We start from the raw sequence: 18,704 nt of genomic DNA, 5'->3' as shown, positions 1-18,704 counted from the left end.
CTTCGTTCTGGCTTGCTTTTTAGAAAAAACTATTGGTAAACGATGTTGGAGAGTTGAAAATTTAGGGAGTGTTTGTACCATGTCTAATCATTATTCTATTAATAAAAATGCTGCTAACTTGATTGCTCATTGGTCTTTTAATGAAGGAAAGGGAAAAATAGTAGAAGATTTAGTTCAAAAAACAAAAGACCCGATTGACTATGTCTTCAATCAGGCGCGTTTTCAGCCATCAAGTAATCCGGAATGGAGAAAAGGAATTTGTGGCTGTGCATTATTGTTTGATGGTTATTCTACATGGATAACTAGAAAATCTGAAAATATTCAGCACTTCAGTCATGCATTAACAATTGAAGCTTGGATAGCACCGCGTTCGTTTGGTGGTAATGAAGATGAGAAGCTTGCTGCGATTGTTAATCAACATGATCGTGAGAAAAACCAAGGATTTATTCTTGGAGTGCATAGACATGGAAAATGGTCGCTGCAGGTAGGGGTTGAAGATGAGTGGATAGAAATCTGGGCTAATGACCAGCCGCTGCCTAGAAATCAATGGTCCTATATTGCTGCTGTATTTGATAGCAAAAATGCAATGATGAAGCTGTATTTAAATGGAGAAGAAGTTGCTGAAAAGCTTCTTCACAGTAATACTGGAATGGTACCAAGTAATGAAGACTTACTGATTGGAAAGAACAATCATGCCAAAGTAATTGCAGAAGCATTTTCGCTCAATATGTTTAACGGACTGCTTGATGAAGTGAAATTGTATAACAGAGCACTTTCAGAGGTGGAAATTAAGGATAATTCTAATAATTACTTAGTATCTTTTGATGGGAAAGTTCCGTCTATCTCTTATGAAGATATTGCTATTGACCGAAGTGTATATGAACGTGATCGCCATCGTCCACAATATCATCTTACAGCTCCAGGGCACTGGATGAATGAACCTCACGCGCCGTTTTATTTTAATGGCAAATATCATTTGTTTTATCAACATAATCCACAGGGGCCATACTGGGGAAACATTCAATGGGGACACTGGGTAAGTGAAGACATGGTCCATTGGAGTGACCTTCCTGTTGCTCTAGCTACAGAAGATGATGGTTTAGCCCCTGATGGTATTTGGTCAGGAAATGCTTGTTACGATGAAGAAGGGATTCCGGTTCTGTTTTTTACAGCTGGAAATCAGGAAAAGTCCCCAAATCAAATGACAGGTCTAGCTAGAAGTACGTATCATAATGACGGTGATCTCAATTTAGTGAACTGGGTTAAATATCCAAACCCTGTAACAGAGCAACCAAAAGGTTTAGGACTTCATTATGATGGTTTTCGTGATCCATTTGTTTGGAAAGAAGGAGACACATGGTTTCAAATCGTCGGTTCTGGGATTGAAGGTAAATGCGGTACTGCAGTTGTATTTACATCAAATAATTTAATTGATTGGGAATATCGAGGATTACTTTATGAGGACAATGATAGGAAGTATCCATACTTAGGTGAAGTGTGGGAGCTTCCAATTTTACTGCCGATTGGAAACGACAAACATATCTTTATTATCAGTCCTGTTGGAGAAGGTGCTGATGTAGAAGTTTTTTATTGGATTGGTACATGGGATAGAGAAAACTATCGATTTATTCCTGATTATGAAGAACCTCAGCTGATCGATGTTGGAGACTTCCATTTCACAGGTCCAAGCGCAATGATCGATCCGAAAACAGGACGGTTAATTTTATTTACGATTGCTCAAGGAGAGCGAACCCCTGACAGTGAATATCATGCAGGTTGGGCACATAATGGCGGGTTGCCTGTTAGTTTAACGTTAAGAGAGAATGGTAGACTAGGTGTTGAACCAATTAAAGAGCTTCAAACTCTTCGGGGAGAAAAGCTGATCTCTTTTAAAGAGAAAACGGTTGAAGAAGCGAATAAACTATTGAAAGATATAAAAGGTGATATGTTAGAAGTTCAATTGGAAATACAGCCTAATACAGCGAAACAATATGGTATTAAAGTCCGACGTTCCCCTAATGGCGAAGAAGAGACACTGCTTTATTATAATAGTGAATCTGCTGCCTTTAATGTTAATCGGGAAAAAACAACGATTGATCCTCGTGAGCGAACAAAAGGTATTCAAGGAGGAAAGCTTGAACTGCGTGCTGAGAACTTAAAACTTCACATTTATTTAGACCGTTCTATGGTAGAAGCTTATGCAAATGGGTTAAAAAGTTTAACAACGAGAGTATATCCACAGAGACTTGATTCACTAGGAGTGGCAATATGGGGAGACGGCAGTTTGATTGTTAAATCAATGGAAGTTTGGGAAATGAATTCTATTCATAAAAACTGATAATGTGAATTAGATTTTTACTTATTACTTCCTGCTATAATAGGAAACAATAGAAGCCTCGCTTGGTAAGAAATTAGTTTTATAGGGAGAAGATGTTTATGAATATGTTAAACCTTAACAGCAGAATATATCGATTTCTTGAGAAAAGTGTTGATTTCTTTCTGTTAAATGTATTATGGATTGTGATGTGTTTACCGATCATCACTATTTATCCAGCGACCACAGCGATGTTTGGTGTTGTGCGAAAATGGGTGCTTGGGAAAGAGATTCATGGTGTATTCAAAACATTTTTTTCCTTATTTAAAGATAACTTTGTTCAAACTATGGGGATTTCTATTATTTGGACAGCACTTGGATTATTTTTATATTGGGACTTAAAATTAATTCAGCCGACAGAGTCGTTTTTTTCTCTTATTTTATATGGAATTGTGTTTATTGTTGTATTGCTGTATGTATTTATTTCTATTTATCTTTTTCCAGTGCTCGTTCATATTGAGACAAGTTGGAAAAACATTTTGCGAAATGCACTGCTTTTATCAATTGTAAATCCGTTTGTGACAATTCTTCTATTAGGTTTTGTAGGGGTAACTGCTTATGTGTTATCGATATATCCTGTATTGATTTTATTTATCGGAAGCTTTATTGCTTATATGATGTATTCCATGTGCAATCAAGTGTTTATGAAGGTGCAGCAGATCGAGAATAAAGAGTAGAACTTGTTTAAGAAATTTAAAAATATTGGGAAATAATCCTAAAAAATATTGACAGGGTTTTCAACTTATATTAAATTAAAATTAAACGATTACGCAAACGATTACGTTATTGACTTATCCTTCTCTTTAAAAGGAAGTGATTACCTTGAATAATCTAAGCGATAGTATTTTAATTAATGCATATTATCAAGCGATGAGATTAGAATTAAATATAGAATTTATCGCATTATTAAAAAGTGAAATTAACAGAAGAAATTTAGCGATAAAAGCTTCTTCTTGAAAAATAAATTGGGTGAGGTAATGGATTATGAAGGTAGTAAAAGGAATAGAAAAGCCTGCAGCAAGTATGAAAGATGTTGCTGAAAAAGCTGGGGTTTCTACTGCAACTGTTTCACACGTTATTAATCAAACGCGTTATGTTGCTGAAGAAACAAAAGTAAAAGTGTTACAGGCCATGAAGGAACTTGACTACCGTCCAAATTCAGTGGCACGGAGTTTACGAAGTGCCAAATCAAAAACAGTAGGTCTGCTTGTCCCTGTAATGGGAACAGATACATCAAGTTTTTTCTTTATGTCAATTGCACAAGGAATTGAAAGTAAACTAAGAGAGTACGGTTATAACCTTATTTTAAGCAACTCAAATGAACAGTTTGAAAATGAACAAGAGCAAATTAAAGCGTTTAATGCTCAGTTAATTGACGGGTTAATTATGGCTCCGACTGGGAATAATCATGCTTATCTTGATGAAACATTAAGCGGCACGTATCCAGTCGTCTTTATTGATCGCAAACCTAAAGGATATAAAGGTGATTGTGTACTCGTTGATAATTTTACGGGTACGTATGAAGCAGTTGAAATGCTTATTAAAAAGGGGCATAAGCAAATTGGATTTATTTCCGGGACACTTGGACTATCAACAAGTGATGAACGACTAGAAGGCTATAAAAAAGCGTTAATCGATAACGACATTCTTGTACAGCAATCATTTATTAAGGTTGGTGATGCAAGCTTTGAAATCGGCTATCAGTTAGCGAAACGTTTAATGGAAGAAGAAATTACCGCACTGCTTGTATCAAATAATGTTATGACAATGGGGGCGATGGCTTACCTGCAGGAAAAACAAACGAACATCCCAGAAGAGCTTGCAGTAATTGGATATGACGACTATGATTGGGCGAAGATTACAACACCGCCGCTAACAGTCATTAAACAGCCTGCATATGAATTAGGAGAAAAAGCTGCTGAAGCATTGATTGATCGAATTAACAATCCTAATCAGTCGTATCGGGAAAATCGTCTCTCAACAGAACTAGTCATTCGAAAATCCATTTAAAGGATAGAAGCTTTCAAAATAGGGTCTGATCTTCAACCTTTGAGTAAGTCCCTATTTTGAAAGGTTTTATTTAATCGATTACGTAATCGATTAAATAAAACCTTTCACCTATAATACCGATAAAAATTTATTAAAAGCAGGTGAATAACCATGAAAAATAATAAAGTGATAACGATTGGTGAAGCATTAATTGATTTTATTCCAAATCAAAAAGGAATTGCTTTAAAAAATGTAAACGGTTTTGAGAGGGCACCAGGCGGAGCACCGGCTAATGTAGCTGCAGCGGTTGCGGTACTTGGTGGGCATGCAGCATTTATCGGAAAGGTTGGAAATGATGCATTTGGTGAATTTTTAAAAGATGTTTTGGATGAAAAAGGTGTTCAGACAGATTATATGCTAACAACAGATGAAGCAAAAACAGCCCTGGCATTTGTTTCATTAAAAGAAGATGGTGATCGTGATTTTTCCTTTTATCGCGATCCGTCAGCAGACATGCTGTTAGAGCCTGAAGAAATTCAATCTACATGGTTTCAACAAGGCGATATTTTACATTACGGATCGATTTCGTTAATTAGCGAGCCATCAAGAAGCGCGACATATAAAGCAATTTTTGAAGCAAAGAAAAAAGGCACTCTCATTAGCTACGATCCAAACATTAGAATGCCGCTTTGGCCAAATGAAGAAATGGCAAAAGAAACGATACTAAAATATATTCCGAGTGCTCATATTGTAAAGGTTAGTGAAGAAGAATTAGAGTTTTTAACAGGCATTAAAAATGAGCAGGAAGCTGTGCAGGAACTGTTTAAAGGTGATGTTGTACTCGTTCTTATTACAAAAGGAAAAGATGGTTGTACGTATTATACGAGAGAACTTAATGGACATGTGAAAAGTTGTGAAGTACAAGCTGCTGATACAACAGGGGCTGGCGATGCGTTTGTTGGCGGACTTCTTTATCAGTTAACTGAAAATGTAAACACCATTCAAAAGCTTAATGAACTTCTCACAAACAAAGAAAAGTTTGAAGAGGTTTTAGCATTTGCTAATATTTGTGGTGCTGTTACATCATTACGTCTAGGCGCAATTTCCGCACTGCCAACGAAAACAGAAGTTGAAGAGTTTTATGCTAAATAGACTTTAAGAAAAGAGGGATAGAGATGGAGAGCAGCACATTAAAAACAAAAGAAGGTTATCAAGAGTTATTAAATAAAGCAGACGAAGCAGTAGCAAAAGCAAAAGATGAGGCAGCAAAAGATCCACATCGCCTCGGTTACCACATTATGGCCCCTGCTAACTGGATTAATGACCCAAATGGAGTCGTACAGTGGAATGGTGAATACCACGTATTTTATCAGCATCATCCATACAGCTCCGAGTGGGGACCGATGCATTGGGGACATGTAAAAAGTAAAGACCTCGTTTATTGGGAACACCTTCCGATCGCGTTAGCGCCAAGTGAAGAGTATGATCGTGACGGCTGTTTTTCAGGTAGTGCGGTCGATGATGATGGCACATTAACATTAATTTATACGGGCCATATTTTCCTTGATCAAAAAAATGATATTGTTGAGCAATCACAGTGTATCGCAACAAGTACAGATGGTATTCATTTCACAAAACATACAAGCAATCCTGTTATAGAAAAGCATCCTGAAGAAGGGTCAGGACATTTTCGTGATCCGAAAGTATGGAAGCATGAAGATCATTGGTATATGGTTGTTGGAACTCGTAAAGGTGATACAGGTAAAGTCGTTCTTTACAAATCAAAAGATCTTCGCAAGTGGGACTATGTAGGTGTGATGGCTGAAAGTAACGGCGATAAAGGTTACATGTGGGAATGTCCTGATTTATTCCACCTCTGTGGAAAGCAGGTTCTTGTTGCCTCTCCACAAGGAATTGAAGCGCAAGGTGATTCTTATCAAAATGTTCACAACAGTGTTTATATGGTAGGGAAACTAAACTATGAAACTGGTGAATATACGTATAAAAGTTTTGAAGAACTCGATCGAGGATTTGATTTTTATGCTCCGCAAACATTTGAAGATGAAAAAGGCCGCCGCATCTTGATCGGTTGGATGGATATGTGGGAATCAACGATGCCAACACAGAAAAAAGGTTGGTCTGGTGCGATGACAATTCCGCGTGAACTGACATTGCTTGATAACGGTAGAGTGATTATGACACCGGTATCTGAACTGCAGGAATTAAGAACATCTCACAAACAGTTTAATGATTTATTAATAGCTGAAGGAGCTTCGAACGTACTTGACGGTTTAAAGGGTGAATCTCTTGAACTAGTGATTGAGCTACCAATTTCTGAATTCAGTGCAGAAGAAGTCGGGCTAAAATTAAGATGTTCTGAAGATGGTAAGCAGGAAACACTTGTTTATTATGATAAAGAGGAAGAAAAGTTAGTATTTGACCGTGAGCGTTCTGGCGAAGGAGACGGTGGTGTTCGCCACGCGAAACTTCATCTTTCTGCTGAAGATACGTTAAAGCTTCATGTGTTTCTTGATCATTCATCTGTAGAAGTATTTGCAAATGATGGAGAGGTTGTTATGTCAGCGCGTATTTATCCAGGTAAGCACAGCCTTGGAATTGATTTATTTACAAAAGGCGGTTCAGCGAAAGCTTCATCTGTTGATGTATGGGGATTAAAAGATATTTGGAAGTAAGTAATCAATGAAACGTTTATTTAAGAAGAATGTCTTTTGCACTTATGTATAACATGTGCAAAAGACATTATATGAATTGTTTATTTTAATGAGGAGGTGAATAGAATAAAATATATTTTTTAAAGTTTTATGTAAGCGCTTACGTAAGCGCTTACGTAAACGCTTGTATTTAATGCTATTGTTTTAGTGGCCGTGGACTGTTAGAAGTGCTGTGAAAAAACTATGAAACTACTGTCTAAGGAGGATAAAAGTTGGTACAGAAGCTAACAAGAAAAATTTTATCAATTGTTATGATTGTTTCATTTGTTGTTACGATGTTTACGCCAATAGCGGTTATAAATGCAGAAGAATCTGGCTCACCTTCTAATTTAGAAAATGAATCCTATCGACCAGATTTTCACTTTTCTCCTAAAGAAAATTGGATGAATGACCCGAATGGAATGGTTTATTATGAAGGAGAATATCATCTTTTTTATCAGTATAATCCTACAAATACAACATGGGGACCGATGTATTGGGGACATGCAGTAAGTGAAGATTTAGTTAATTGGGAACACCTTCCGATCGCTTTGTACCCTGATGAACATGGGTTTATATGGTCTGGAAGTGCTGTTGTAGACTGGAATAATACAAGTGGTTTTGGGACAGGCTCTAAGCCACCAATGGTTGCAATGTTTACACAAGAAAAAGGTGGTCATCAAGTTCAAAGTTTAGCTTACAGCAATGATAATGGTCGTACTTGGAAGAAATATGAAGGGAATCCTGTTATCCCGATGCCAGAAGGAGTGGATGTTTTCCGTGATCCAAAAGTACTTTGGCATGAGAAATCAAAGCAATGGGTAATGATTATTTCAGCTGATGATAGTGTATATATTTATAATTCCCCAGATTTAAAAACTTGGGATCTTACAAGCAAGTTTGGCAGTAATCAGGGGTCACATAACGGTACATGGGAGTGTCCGGATTTATTCGAGCTTTCTGTTGATGGAGATTTAAGTAATAAAAAATGGGTATTAACTGTTAGTATTAGCGAAGGAGCACCTGCAGGGGGTTCTGGAATGCAGTATTTTATTGGCGATTTTGATGGTTCGACGTTTACGAATGTTAACGCTCCAGATAAAGTGCTGTGGACAGACTTTGGAGCAGATTTTTATGCAGGGGTTTCATGGAGTGATGTACCTAAAGAAGATGGTCGTCGTTTATGGCTTGGTTGGATGAATAACTGGCAGTATGGACAAGATACTCCAACATCACCATTTAGAGGTGCAATGACGTTACCGCGTGAACTGACGTTATCTAAAGTCCAGGAGGGAGGAATTCGTCTTGTACAAAAACCGGTAACTGAGCTTGTAAGTCTTCGTGCTGAACCAAAAACTTGGGAAAATGCAGTGATTACTTCCGAAAATAATCTTCTCTCAAACGTTAATGAAGATACATTTGAACTAATTGCAGAATTTGATGTGTCATCTGTTACTGCAAGCGAGTTTGGCTTTAAAGTTCGTAAAGGGGATAGTCAGTTTACAGGAGTAGGTTATAATTCAGCGAATAAAAAATTGTTTGTTGATCGTTCCAATGCAGGTGAATCGAGTTTTAAAAGCCAATTTGCAGCTAAACATGAAGCACCATTAACTGTACAAAATAATACAGTTAAAATGCATCTTTTAGTCGATCAAGCTTCTGTTGAACTGTTTGGAAATGATGGACAAGCTGTGATTACAGATCAAATTTTCCCTGATGCGTCAAGTATCGGTTTAGAAGCGTATACGTTAGACGGGGAAGTGACATTAAAGTCTTTAGAAATTTACCCATTACAGAAAGCAGCTTTTACAAGTGTGAAAGAAAATACAGGTTCACTTGATAACGTAACAGCAGCGGATATCGAAAATCCAGACTTTGAAACAGGTGATCTAACAGGCTGGACAGAAACAGGTTCTGCCTTTAATAATCCAGTTTCTGATGCTGCGACATTCTGGGGCGGACCTTTTAACCAGCAGGGTACATACCATGTTTGGGGATTTGCCGGTTCTTCAGATGATAGTGCGTCAGATTTTCGTGCAGGTATCATGAAATCAAGTCTTTTCCGTCTTGATGGCAATGGAACAATTGATTTTCTTGTCGGCGGCGGTCAAGATATTAATAATTTGTATGTGGCATTAGTAAGAGCTTCAGATGGTAAAGAGCTGTTCAAGGCAACAGGAACAAATACAGAAGAATATCGCCGGGTAAAATGGGATGCATCTGAATACTTAGGTGAAGTACTGTACATTAAAGTAGTAGATCATCATTCTGGCGGTTTTGGACATATTAATGTCGATGATTTTCATGTTCTTAATACAGATCCAATTATTGGCGACAACCTTGAAAATCCAGATTTTGAAACAGGTGATTTAACAGGCTGGACAATTGTCGAAGGAAATGCGTTTAGTAATGAAGATGTAACAGCTGATGAAGATTGGGGCTGGGGCGGTCCGTTTAATCACAACAATAAGTATCATTTATGGGGGGCAAAAGATGGTGGAGATGCGCAAACAGGTGTGTTAAAATCAAATCATTTTAACCTTTCTGGTACCGGCGAAATTAATTTTTTAATCGGCGGTGGAAACGATATTGAAAATTTATATGTGGCACTTGTAAGAGCATCTGATAATAAAGAATTAATAAAAGCAGCAAATGAAAACTTTAATGACAGTGAAACTTACTCACGTGTAACATGGGATGCATCTCAGTATATTGGTGAAGAAGTTTATATTAAAATTGTGGATCGTGCGACAGGAGGCTGGGGTCATATTAATGTCGATGATTTTCATGTAAAAAATGCAGGGGCAATTGCTTACTGGAAACTTGATGAAGGAAGCGGCATTAAAGCCAAAGATGAAATCAAAGGACATGAGGATAAGATTGAATATGTATTTACAGAAGCTAAATATAAACCTTCCACTGATCCGTTATGGAGAGAAGGAATAAACGGAAAAGCATTATTATTTGATGGCTATTCAACGTGGATAAAGCGCTCTACAGATCAAATTGCTGAACCGAAAGAAGCGCTAACAATTGAAGTATGGGCAGCACCAAGATCTTATGAATGGGGCGATCTTGGACAGTTATCAGCGATCGTAAATAAGCATAATAAAGCGGCAAGTGAAGGTTATATTCTTGGTATGGGCCGCCATGGAAAATGGTCATTTCAAGCAAGCATTAACGGTGAATGGAAAGAAGTTTGGGCAAATGAAGACAAGCCTTTAGAAAAGGATAAATGGTCATATATTGTCGCAACCTTCGATAAAGAAACTCAAAGAATGAAGCTGTATTTAAACGGTGAATTAGTCGGTGAAACAGATACACCAAAAGGAACCATTGTGCCATCTAATAATGATTTATTAATTGGTAAGCACAATACTGCAGCATTAATAAACGGTGTATTTACAGGGAACATGTTTAACGGCTTAATTGATGAATTAAAAATTTATAACGATGCGTTAACAGATGATGAAGTAGCCGCAAATTATCAAGGCTATACAGAACAATTTGAAAATGGCACACATCCAATGCCTCATACAGAAGTTGATCGCAGCCGCTATGATGGTGATCGCTATCGTCCGCAGTATCACTTTTCTGCACCAGAACATTGGATGAATGAGCCGCATGCTCCAATTTATTATAACGGAAAATATCATCTCTTTTATCAGCATAATCCTCAAGGACCGTACTGGCATCAAATTCATTGGGGGCATTCTGTAAGTGATGATATGGTTCATTGGGAAGATGCGCCAATTGCGTTAGCTCCAGACGGTGGTTCCGTTTCGCCGGATGGTGTATGGTCAGGTGATTCAACAATTGATGAAAATGGAAATCCAGTTCTTCTTTTTACAGCTGGTGATAATACAAAGGTTCCAAACCAAATGACAGGTCTTGCAAGAAGCACTGATCCAACTGATCCAATGTTAAAAGAGTGGGAAATGTATGAGGAACCGGTTACAGTGCAGGAGCCTAACTTACCAGCAGAAGAAGGAGAAGTTTGGTACGGACAGTTCCGTGATCCATTTGTTTGGAAAGACGGAGATACATGGTATCAGTTAGTTGGCTCTGGTATTAAAGATGTAGGTGGTACAGCACTTCTTTACACATCAAAAGATTTAATCAATTGGCAGTATGAAAAGCCGTTATTTGTTGGTGATTATGCAAATAACCCAAAAACAGGACAAGTGTGGGAGCTTCCAGTGTTTCTTCCTTTAGGTGAAGATAATAAAGGGAATGAAAAGTATATTTTCTTAATTAACCCTTGGTTTGACGGTTACAGCCCGCATAACGTGAAATATGTATGGTATTGGGTTGGTACGTGGGATAAAGAAAAGCTTGAGTTTGTTCCAGATCATGAAGAGCCAAAACAATTTGATTATGGTGAACATTTTACTGGACCAAGCGGAATGGTTGATGAAAAAGGACGTTCTATCTTGTTCAGCATAGCGCAGGACCGCCGCACCGAGCAGCAGCATTATGATGCAGGTTGGGCACACAATGCAGGACTGCCGCTTGAACTTTCATTAAAGAAAAATGGGGAGCTGAACATTGAGCCGATTTCAGAATTAAATTCGTTAAGAGGAGAACAGATTGTTTCCATTATAAATAAGAAATTTGATGAAGCAAATGACCTTTTACGAGACGTAAAAGGCGATATGCTTGAAATTGAATTAGAAATTGATGCAGCATTTGCCAAAGAGTTTGGTATTAAAGTTCGTAAAACTGCAGATGGAGAAGAAGAGACGCTTCTATATTATGATGCAGAAAGTGATACATTTAGCGTTGATCGTAACAAATCCAGCTTAGATCCAGATATTCAAAAAGGGATTCAAGGCGGAGAACTTAAATTTGATGGCGATCATTTAAAACTTCATATGTACCTTGATCGTTCGATGATTGAAGCTTATGCAAATGGTTTGAAGAGCATTACAACACGTGTTTATCCGACTAGAGCGGATGCATTAGGCATTGAGCTTTGGAGCGATAACGGTAAGGCGCTTGTTAAGTCAATGAAAGTATGGGAGATGAATTCTGCCTATGGGGAAACAGTTCCAGCATTTTGGCCTGAACAATCAGAAGGCGAGAACGATACAGGTCAAAATTATCGTGAGCTTCCAAATCATGATTTCCAAACAGGTAATTTAACAGGATGGATTGTTAAAGAAGGCAATGCTTTTAGTGATGATCATGTAACAAATAAAGAAGATTGGGGCTGGGGCGGTCCATTTGGACAAGCTTCTAGCGATACAGATCCAGAGCGTTATCATTTATGGGGCTTTAACGGTGATAAAGGAGGAGACGCGGCAATAGGTGTGTTAACTTCACAAAACTTTGTCTTAGGCGGCAGCGGCCAAATTGATTTTCTTATTGGAGGCGGAGCAAATCCTGACAGATTATATGTGGCACTTGTACGAGTTTCCGATGATAAAGAACTCATGAAATCAACAGGTCACAACGGCGAAGCATATCGAAGAGTGAATTGGGATGCGTCTGACTATATCGGTGAAGAGCTGTACCTTAAAATTGTTGACTATGAAACTGGTGGCTGGGGCCATATTAATATTGATGATGTCAATGTTCCCGTTGCTTTAGATAACAACGGGGATTGAGAAGAAATTGTTGATAATGAAACAGGCTCTAGTCAAAATGAAGAAAGTAAAGCTTAAAAAGTAAAGAAAAACCTCTTCTATTTTGTAATAGAAGAGGTTTTTGTATGAATTAATTATTCCCTTGTTTACTTTCTAGTATATTCGCCAAAATTGGCTTCTTAAAGCTTTCAACTTTTCTGCTTCCATAATAGCGAACTCCTAATTTTTTTAATTCGTTTACGTACCAACCTTTGCTCCCGATATGCATGGTAACATCCTTTCTGTGAATAATGTATATGATGGAATTACCTTGCTGCGGATTTTGTAAAACCAGCAAGAATGATATAAGACCAACCGTGTGCCATTGTAACATCTATAAAAGGAATTTGAAAAGGGATAAAAGGAAATTTTCTGGAATTCTTTTTATAAGAAGAAACATGATAAAATAAATACAAATAATGTGTGTTGAAGTTAACGAGAATAACTGCTGGAAGGTGAAGAGATGGATTTATTTACAATGCTTGCAGAAGAAAAAATACGTCAAGCTGTTCGTGATGGAGATCTCAACAACTTGCCTGGACAGGGAAAACCGCTGAAGTTAGACGAATTGTCAGACGTTTCTGAAGAGCTCCGTACTGGATATAAAATTTTGAAAAACGCTGGCTTTGTTCCTGAAGAAGTACAGCTTAATAAAGAGATGTTGAGCTTAAAAGATTTAATTTCCTGCTGCTATGATGAAGAGGAACGAAAGAAGCTGAAAAAGCAGTTAAATGAAAAAACAATCCGGTTTAATATGTTAATGGAAAAGCGAAAAACTAAAAGCTCGTCCTCATTTGGAGCGTATCGCGAAAAAATTATGAGCCGCTTCTTCTGAATCAGTATATTTGCTTCTTTTACAATCAATTGATTAAAATGAGAATACAAAGAAAAGAAGAGGTGAACCGATCGTGGAAGAAAAGAAGGAACGCTATGAGCTTGCGACATTTGCGGGCGGCTGCTTTTGGTGTATGGTTAAGCCGTTTGATGAAATGCCCGGTATTATTGAAGTGATATCAGGATATACAGGTGGTAGAACGGAAAACCCAACCTATCAAGAAGTTTGCTCGGAAACAACCGGGCACTATGAAGCTGTACAAATTACCTTTAATCCAGCCGTTTTTCCATATGAAAAATTGTTACGTCTTTATTGGCAGCAAATTGATCCGACAGATGCAGGCGGCCAGTTTTATGATCGCGGCTCTTCTTATCAGACGGCTATTTTTTATCATAATGAAGAACAAAAAGAACAAGCAGCAGCTTCAAAGCGAGATCTTCAAGAAAATGGTCCTTTTAATAAACCAATCGTAACAGAAATCCTGCCTGCTAAACCTTTTTATCCGGCAGAAGAATATCATCAGCAGTATTATAAAAAAAATCCTGAACATTACCGCCGCTACCGTATTGGTTCTGGCCGCGCTGCTTTTATTGAAGAACATTGGGATAAATAATTGAAGATAAAAAGCCTCTAGATTAGATTTCCTAGCTCTAAAGGCTTTTTCTGTGTAAAACTTAAATCGTCGTAGAATTCATTGAACAAGCCTTGATGTACGAAGTCATCACAAGCGCAGAGAAATGAATCCTACGACATTTACATGCTTGGTTTGGAGCAGAACTATGATCAAGCTATATTATTTAGTAGACAATGTTAAATGATTGATCATTTTTTAGCGTGCCAATTTCAGCTATTTCAATGTCAGTTACTTTAGCAAATGGCGTTCCTTTTTTTATTGCTGAAATAAAGGAACGCATGTCTTTTTTTTTACCTTGTGCATCAATTTCAACAGTACCATTTAGCTTGTTTTGAACCGATCCTTTAATGTTATGCATTTTAGCATGCTGCTGTGTAAAAGCTCGAAATCCTACACCCTGAACGCGGCCGTGAATAATAATATGCCATCTTATCATAATTATTTCATCCTTCCTGAAAGATTCTATCTTGCACATCCTATATATATATATATATATACCCTCATAAATTAATGGTTAAAACGTTTAGATGAATTGTAAGCTGTAGTCACTTCTAGTAATATATACAAGTGATAGTATGCAGAAGTTTTTATATTAAAGAACGTGTTGCAAAATATACGAGTGCAGAAGAGGAAATCCCTCTTCACGAAACCATTTTGCTGCACGTGAAAAGGTTGAAAGATGGGGAACATGGTCAAAGCCTACCACCCATCGCCAATAAGGATAATCTTGAAATAATTTGACGCGCTGCTTTAATGAATCAATGGCTAAATGAGCTTTGATCGCCAAACATTTCAACATGATTTTTCGTGAAATACGTGGTCTACTAGTCACATAAGGTAGCTCAGGAAAACGAAGGCGATCAAAAAACATTAATATCTTATTTAAAATTGGATCTTCAATAGAAGAAATGGATTGATCAAGTGCGATATTGGATATCATGGAATTAGCCACCTTTCTTGGTATTTTGGTTATTCGCACTTTCCATGATTTCCAAAAAAGGTGGTTTTTTATTTAGTTTTATATATCAATTATGCGTTTTGCAACACCCTCATATTGTTTTAATTTCATTCAGAATAAATCACCAGAATAAAAATCAGGCGCTAGAGGAGCCTGATTTTATTCTTAGTAACCCAACATAAACAGCACCTACAATAATAGGTAGGAAATTGTGAAACTGTTAAGACGGACTTAAGGCAGATATTTTATACGAATTTTTTATATGAAGTAAATTAGAGGAGGGGGTTATATGGAAGAAGTTTACACCTGACCATACTTCATAGAAGCAGGCATTCCAACAAGTACCGTTAGTAAGAATAAAGAGGTAATCCTCATGGCAACTAGGGAACTTCTTCAATATATATACAGTGAAAATTATGTTAGAAGAAAACGAAAGGCTGCCTGATGCAACGTTTTCTCTTGAAAAATTAAGTATTGATCGCACAATCTATTTTGAGAAATTATGGCGGCCTTTTCGTATCGAGATTTTGAATATATCCGTCAACTTATTAGAAAAAATAGAAGAGGAAGAAGAGGTGGAAAATATTGTCTCGTGGCGGATTCAAAATAATAAATGCATTATTTCTAGTATTGCTGGTATAATAATTCGTGAAGGGGCCTATACGTTTGAAAAACTAAGGTTACTTTATCAGGCAATAAACAGTAAAGGAGAGCCGGGGATATTCATTGAAAGGTAGTATTGAATGAAATAGAATGGCCATGAAAATTAAAAATTGCAGGATTGTGACTGAAAAGCAGGCAAGACCTAAAATGTGGTAAGGACAGTATGTACCTTTGTGTACAAACCCTTATCCATTCTAGGTCTTTTTTATATTGTTAACGCTGCAAATAAGATTACTAGATAAGGAGTTTTAAGATGAAAAAGAAGAGAGTTGTATGGATGGGGCTGGTTGTTATAACCCTATGTGTTATTAGTATTGTAGGAATTTTGATAAAAAAACAAATGATATCTGATTCAGATACAATAAATAAGAATAAAAAGGAAGACCAACTATTAGAATTTGCGCTTGATAATCAAGCACTCCATCAATGGGGATTTGATGAAGGGGATGGAAAAGTCACTAGAGACCTTGCTAATTCTGTGTTTTCCGATATTCATTATGCATTAAACTTAGATCCAGAGTGGAAAAACGGCATTAGCGGCAGGACATTATTATTTAATGGATATTCAAACTGGATAGAAGTCCCTGCAGAAAAGGTTCAAGAACCAACCGAGTCTTTTTCGGTTGAAGCGTGGGTTGCACCAAGAGCTTATGAATGGGGAGACAACGGACAAACTTCCGTTATAATTAATCAACATGATAAAGCAAATAAACAAGGGTTTATTTTAGGAATGGGACGCCATGGATATATAACGTTTCAGCTTTCTCTTAACGAGAAATGGTATGAAATTTGGTCACCAGAAGGAAAAATTCTGCCGAAAGATAAATGGTCCTACGTTACTGCACAATTTAATAAACAAACAAATAAAATCTCACTTTATTTAAACGGTGAGCTTGTACAGGAAAAAGAAGTGCCTGCAGATAGTCAGTTTACACAAGCGGATCATCTACCATTACTTGTCGGAAAACATAATCAGGCTGTTTCTGTGTCTGATGTGTTCCAAGTCAATATGTTTAATGGATTAATGGACAATGTTTCATTGTACAATAAAGCATTTAGCAATGAATATATTAAACAGCACTATGAAGAGGTCAGCAACACGTTTAACCATGAGCTGCCAATTCCAGATACGTCATTTGATCGAACGGTTTATAAAGGAGATCGATATAGACCTAATTATCATTTTACTGCTCCTCAGCATTGGATGAATGAACCGCATGCACCTATTTATTATAACGGTAAATATCATTTGTTTTATCAGTTTAATCCAGCTGGTCCCTTTTGGCATCAGATTCATTGGGGACATGCTACTAGTGATGACATGATTCATTGGAAAGACAGTCCGATTGCTTTAAGTCCAACAGAAGATACAGCAGCTCGTGATGGCGTATGGTCTGGAAGTGCAACATATGATGAAAATGGAGTACCCATATTATTCTACACAGCAGGACATGATGAAATGAAGCCGAATCAAATGACAGGAATGGCTCGTCCAACGGATACAGATGATGTTAACTTACATTATTGGAATATGAATCCTCATCCTGTTACGATTCAAGAAAAAAATATAGAAACATCAAAAGGTAAGGTAATGTTCGGTCAATTTCGAGATCCATATGTATGGAAAGACGGAGATAAATGGTATCAGCTTGTTGGTTCAGGTGTGGAAGGAGCAGGTGGGACAGCGTTACTTTATACCTCAGATGACCTGGCACACTGGAAATATGAAAAGCCATTCATGATTGGCGATAAAGTAAAATACCCACGTACTGGAGATGTTTGGGAGCTACCATTCTTAGTACCGATTAAAAATAGTGATATAGGTGAACAAAAATATGTTTTCATGATCAGTCCTTATTTTATGTCACCTAGTGTATATGCCGCTCGCTTTACGTTTTATTGGATTGGAACATGGAACCCTGAAAGATTGGAGTTTATACCTGACAACGAGGAACCAAAAATGTTTGATTATGGTGAACATTTTACAGGAGCACAGGGATTTGTTGATGAAAAAGGTCGGACGATTCTAACAAGTATTTTACAAGACAGGCGATCGGAGGCTGAAAAATATAAATCAGGATGGGCACATGGAGCTGGATTACCTCTAGAAATTTACTTGAATCATAAGAAAGATCTTGGTATCCGTCCAATTGAAGAGGTTTACTCACTCCGTAGACAAGAACTGGTATCTGTTGAAAATGTTACAATGGAGGAAGCGAATAAACAGCTTGTAAACATCCAAAGTAATCAAGTGGAAATCGAGTTAGAACTAGATGTTTCGAATACGAAACATTCAGGCTTGAAACTACTAAAACATCCGGATAATAAAGAAGAAACGATTATTTTTTATAATAATGAAACGAAAACCGTTAACATAGATCGTAGGTTTTCAAGTGAAAATGCTGATATTGAAAAGGGAATTCAAGGTGGGGAATTAAACCTTGAAGACAATATCTTAAGAGTTCACGTATTTGTTGATAAATCAATCGTGGAGGCATATGTAAATAATGAAAAAAGTATTTCCTCCCGGGTATTTCCAACACTTGACCAATCAAAAGGACTCGAATTATATGGAATTGAAGGAGAGCCATTTGTACGATCGATGAGAGTATGGAGTATAGATACAGCCATTGAAGGAGAACAAGATTAACTAAAAAACAGAAGTTACAAGTTTTGTTCTTTCCTATTTCGTAACCGGCTGCCTTCATATTATAATTTGTTTAAGGAAATTTACACCTTTTAAATTCGAGAATGAACTTCCTTTTTCCTAGATAAATAAAAGTCAAAAATTCCAATCTGATGGAAAATAATCGTCTATTAATGTCGAATACTGTTAGGATAATGTTTTTATGTTCAAAGTAAATGTTGGAAAATGGGTGATGTTCTACTTTGGACAAGACCTCTTGATAAATT

Annotated in this window: 14 protein-coding genes; 11 read left to right on the top strand and 3 right to left on the bottom strand. The window is 37.1% G+C overall.

The window, feature by feature from the left end:
* Positions 1–79: 79 nt before the first annotated feature.
* The 7 genes from DS031_RS04660 to DS031_RS04625 all read left to right on the top strand — a co-directional run bounded on the left by DS031_RS04660 (position 80) and on the right by DS031_RS04625 (position 12,683).
* The gene (locus DS031_RS04660) at positions 80–2,338 is read left to right on the top strand and encodes a GH32 C-terminal domain-containing protein (RefSeq protein ID WP_113804766.1); all 2,259 of its coding nucleotides are present in this window, start codon (positions 80–82) and stop codon (positions 2,336–2,338) included.
* Positions 2,339–2,436: 98 nt separating this feature from the next.
* Positions 2,437–3,051, top strand: a complete 615-nt coding sequence (locus DS031_RS04655; protein WP_181833016.1) for a YesL family protein — start codon at positions 2,437–2,439, stop codon at positions 3,049–3,051.
* Between the two features lie 136 nt (positions 3,052–3,187).
* Complete coding sequence (locus tag DS031_RS04650) at positions 3,188–3,331, top strand: sporulation histidine kinase inhibitor Sda (protein WP_342767228.1); 144 nt, start codon at positions 3,188–3,190, stop codon at positions 3,329–3,331.
* Positions 3,332–3,358: 27 nt separating this feature from the next.
* Complete coding sequence (locus tag DS031_RS04645; RefSeq protein WP_181833015.1) at positions 3,359–4,384, top strand: LacI family DNA-binding transcriptional regulator; 1,026 nt, start codon at positions 3,359–3,361, stop codon at positions 4,382–4,384.
* A gap of 150 nt (positions 4,385–4,534) precedes the next feature.
* Entirely contained in the window at positions 4,535–5,515 is a 981-nt protein-coding gene (locus tag DS031_RS04640) for an aminoimidazole riboside kinase (protein ID WP_113804763.1), read from the top strand.
* Positions 5,516–5,538: 23 nt separating this feature from the next.
* Positions 5,539–7,056 carry a glycoside hydrolase family 32 protein gene (locus tag DS031_RS04635; protein WP_113804762.1) on the top strand — a complete coding sequence of 506 codons (1,518 nt, stop codon included), beginning with the start codon at positions 5,539–5,541 and terminating at the stop codon, positions 7,054–7,056.
* 290 nt (positions 7,057–7,346) lie between these two features.
* A complete protein-coding gene (locus tag DS031_RS04625) occupies positions 7,347–12,683 on the top strand; it encodes a GH32 C-terminal domain-containing protein (RefSeq protein WP_425451927.1) in 5,337 nt (1,778 codons plus the stop codon).
* 109 nt (positions 12,684–12,792) lie between these two features.
* On the opposite strand, the gene DS031_RS04620 is transcribed toward DS031_RS04625, so the two are convergent.
* On the bottom strand, positions 12,793–12,930 hold the full coding sequence (locus DS031_RS04620; RefSeq protein WP_113804761.1) for a YflJ family protein: 138 nt from the start codon (positions 12,928–12,930) through the stop codon (positions 12,793–12,795).
* A 234-nt stretch (positions 12,931–13,164) separates the two neighbouring features.
* Here DS031_RS04620 and DS031_RS04615 point away from each other — a divergent pair, with 234 nt between their 5' ends.
* Together DS031_RS04615 and msrA are read left to right on the top strand one after the other, a co-directional pair.
* Positions 13,165–13,536: a DnaJ family domain-containing protein gene (locus DS031_RS04615; RefSeq protein WP_113804760.1), complete on the top strand. Its 372-nt coding sequence runs from the start codon at positions 13,165–13,167 to the stop codon at positions 13,534–13,536.
* Positions 13,537–13,609: 73 nt separating this feature from the next.
* Positions 13,610–14,149 carry a peptide-methionine (S)-S-oxide reductase MsrA gene (gene msrA, locus DS031_RS04610; RefSeq protein ID WP_113804759.1) on the top strand — a complete coding sequence of 180 codons (540 nt, stop codon included), beginning with the start codon at positions 13,610–13,612 and terminating at the stop codon, positions 14,147–14,149.
* Between the two features lie 184 nt (positions 14,150–14,333).
* Here the strand turns inward: msrA and DS031_RS04605 are convergent, their stop codons facing one another.
* Positions 14,334–14,606: an acylphosphatase gene (locus tag DS031_RS04605; protein ID WP_113804758.1), complete on the bottom strand. Its 273-nt coding sequence runs from the start codon at positions 14,604–14,606 to the stop codon at positions 14,334–14,336.
* Between the two features lie 156 nt (positions 14,607–14,762).
* Positions 14,763–15,110 (bottom strand): transposase, encoded by a 348-nt coding sequence (locus DS031_RS04600; RefSeq protein WP_113804757.1) that lies wholly within the window; start codon positions 15,108–15,110, stop codon positions 14,763–14,765.
* A gap of 434 nt (positions 15,111–15,544) precedes the next feature.
* Between DS031_RS04600 and DS031_RS04595 the strand changes: the two genes are divergently transcribed.
* Positions 15,545–15,865, top strand: coding sequence for a hypothetical protein (locus DS031_RS04595; RefSeq protein WP_113804756.1), 321 nt, complete (start codon positions 15,545–15,547; stop codon positions 15,863–15,865).
* Between the two features lie 179 nt (positions 15,866–16,044).
* A complete protein-coding gene (locus DS031_RS04590) occupies positions 16,045–18,441 on the top strand; it encodes a glycoside hydrolase family 32 protein (protein ID WP_113804755.1) in 2,397 nt (798 codons plus the stop codon).
* Positions 18,442–18,704 lie beyond the last annotated feature (263 nt).

The sequence above is a fragment of the Bacillus taeanensis genome (assembly GCF_003318295.1).
Classification (GTDB): domain Bacteria; phylum Bacillota; class Bacilli; order Bacillales; family UBA6769; genus Maribacillus; species Maribacillus taeanensis.
Note: the sequence above shows the minus strand (reverse complement) of the source record. Positions and strands in the feature narration are given on the sequence as shown.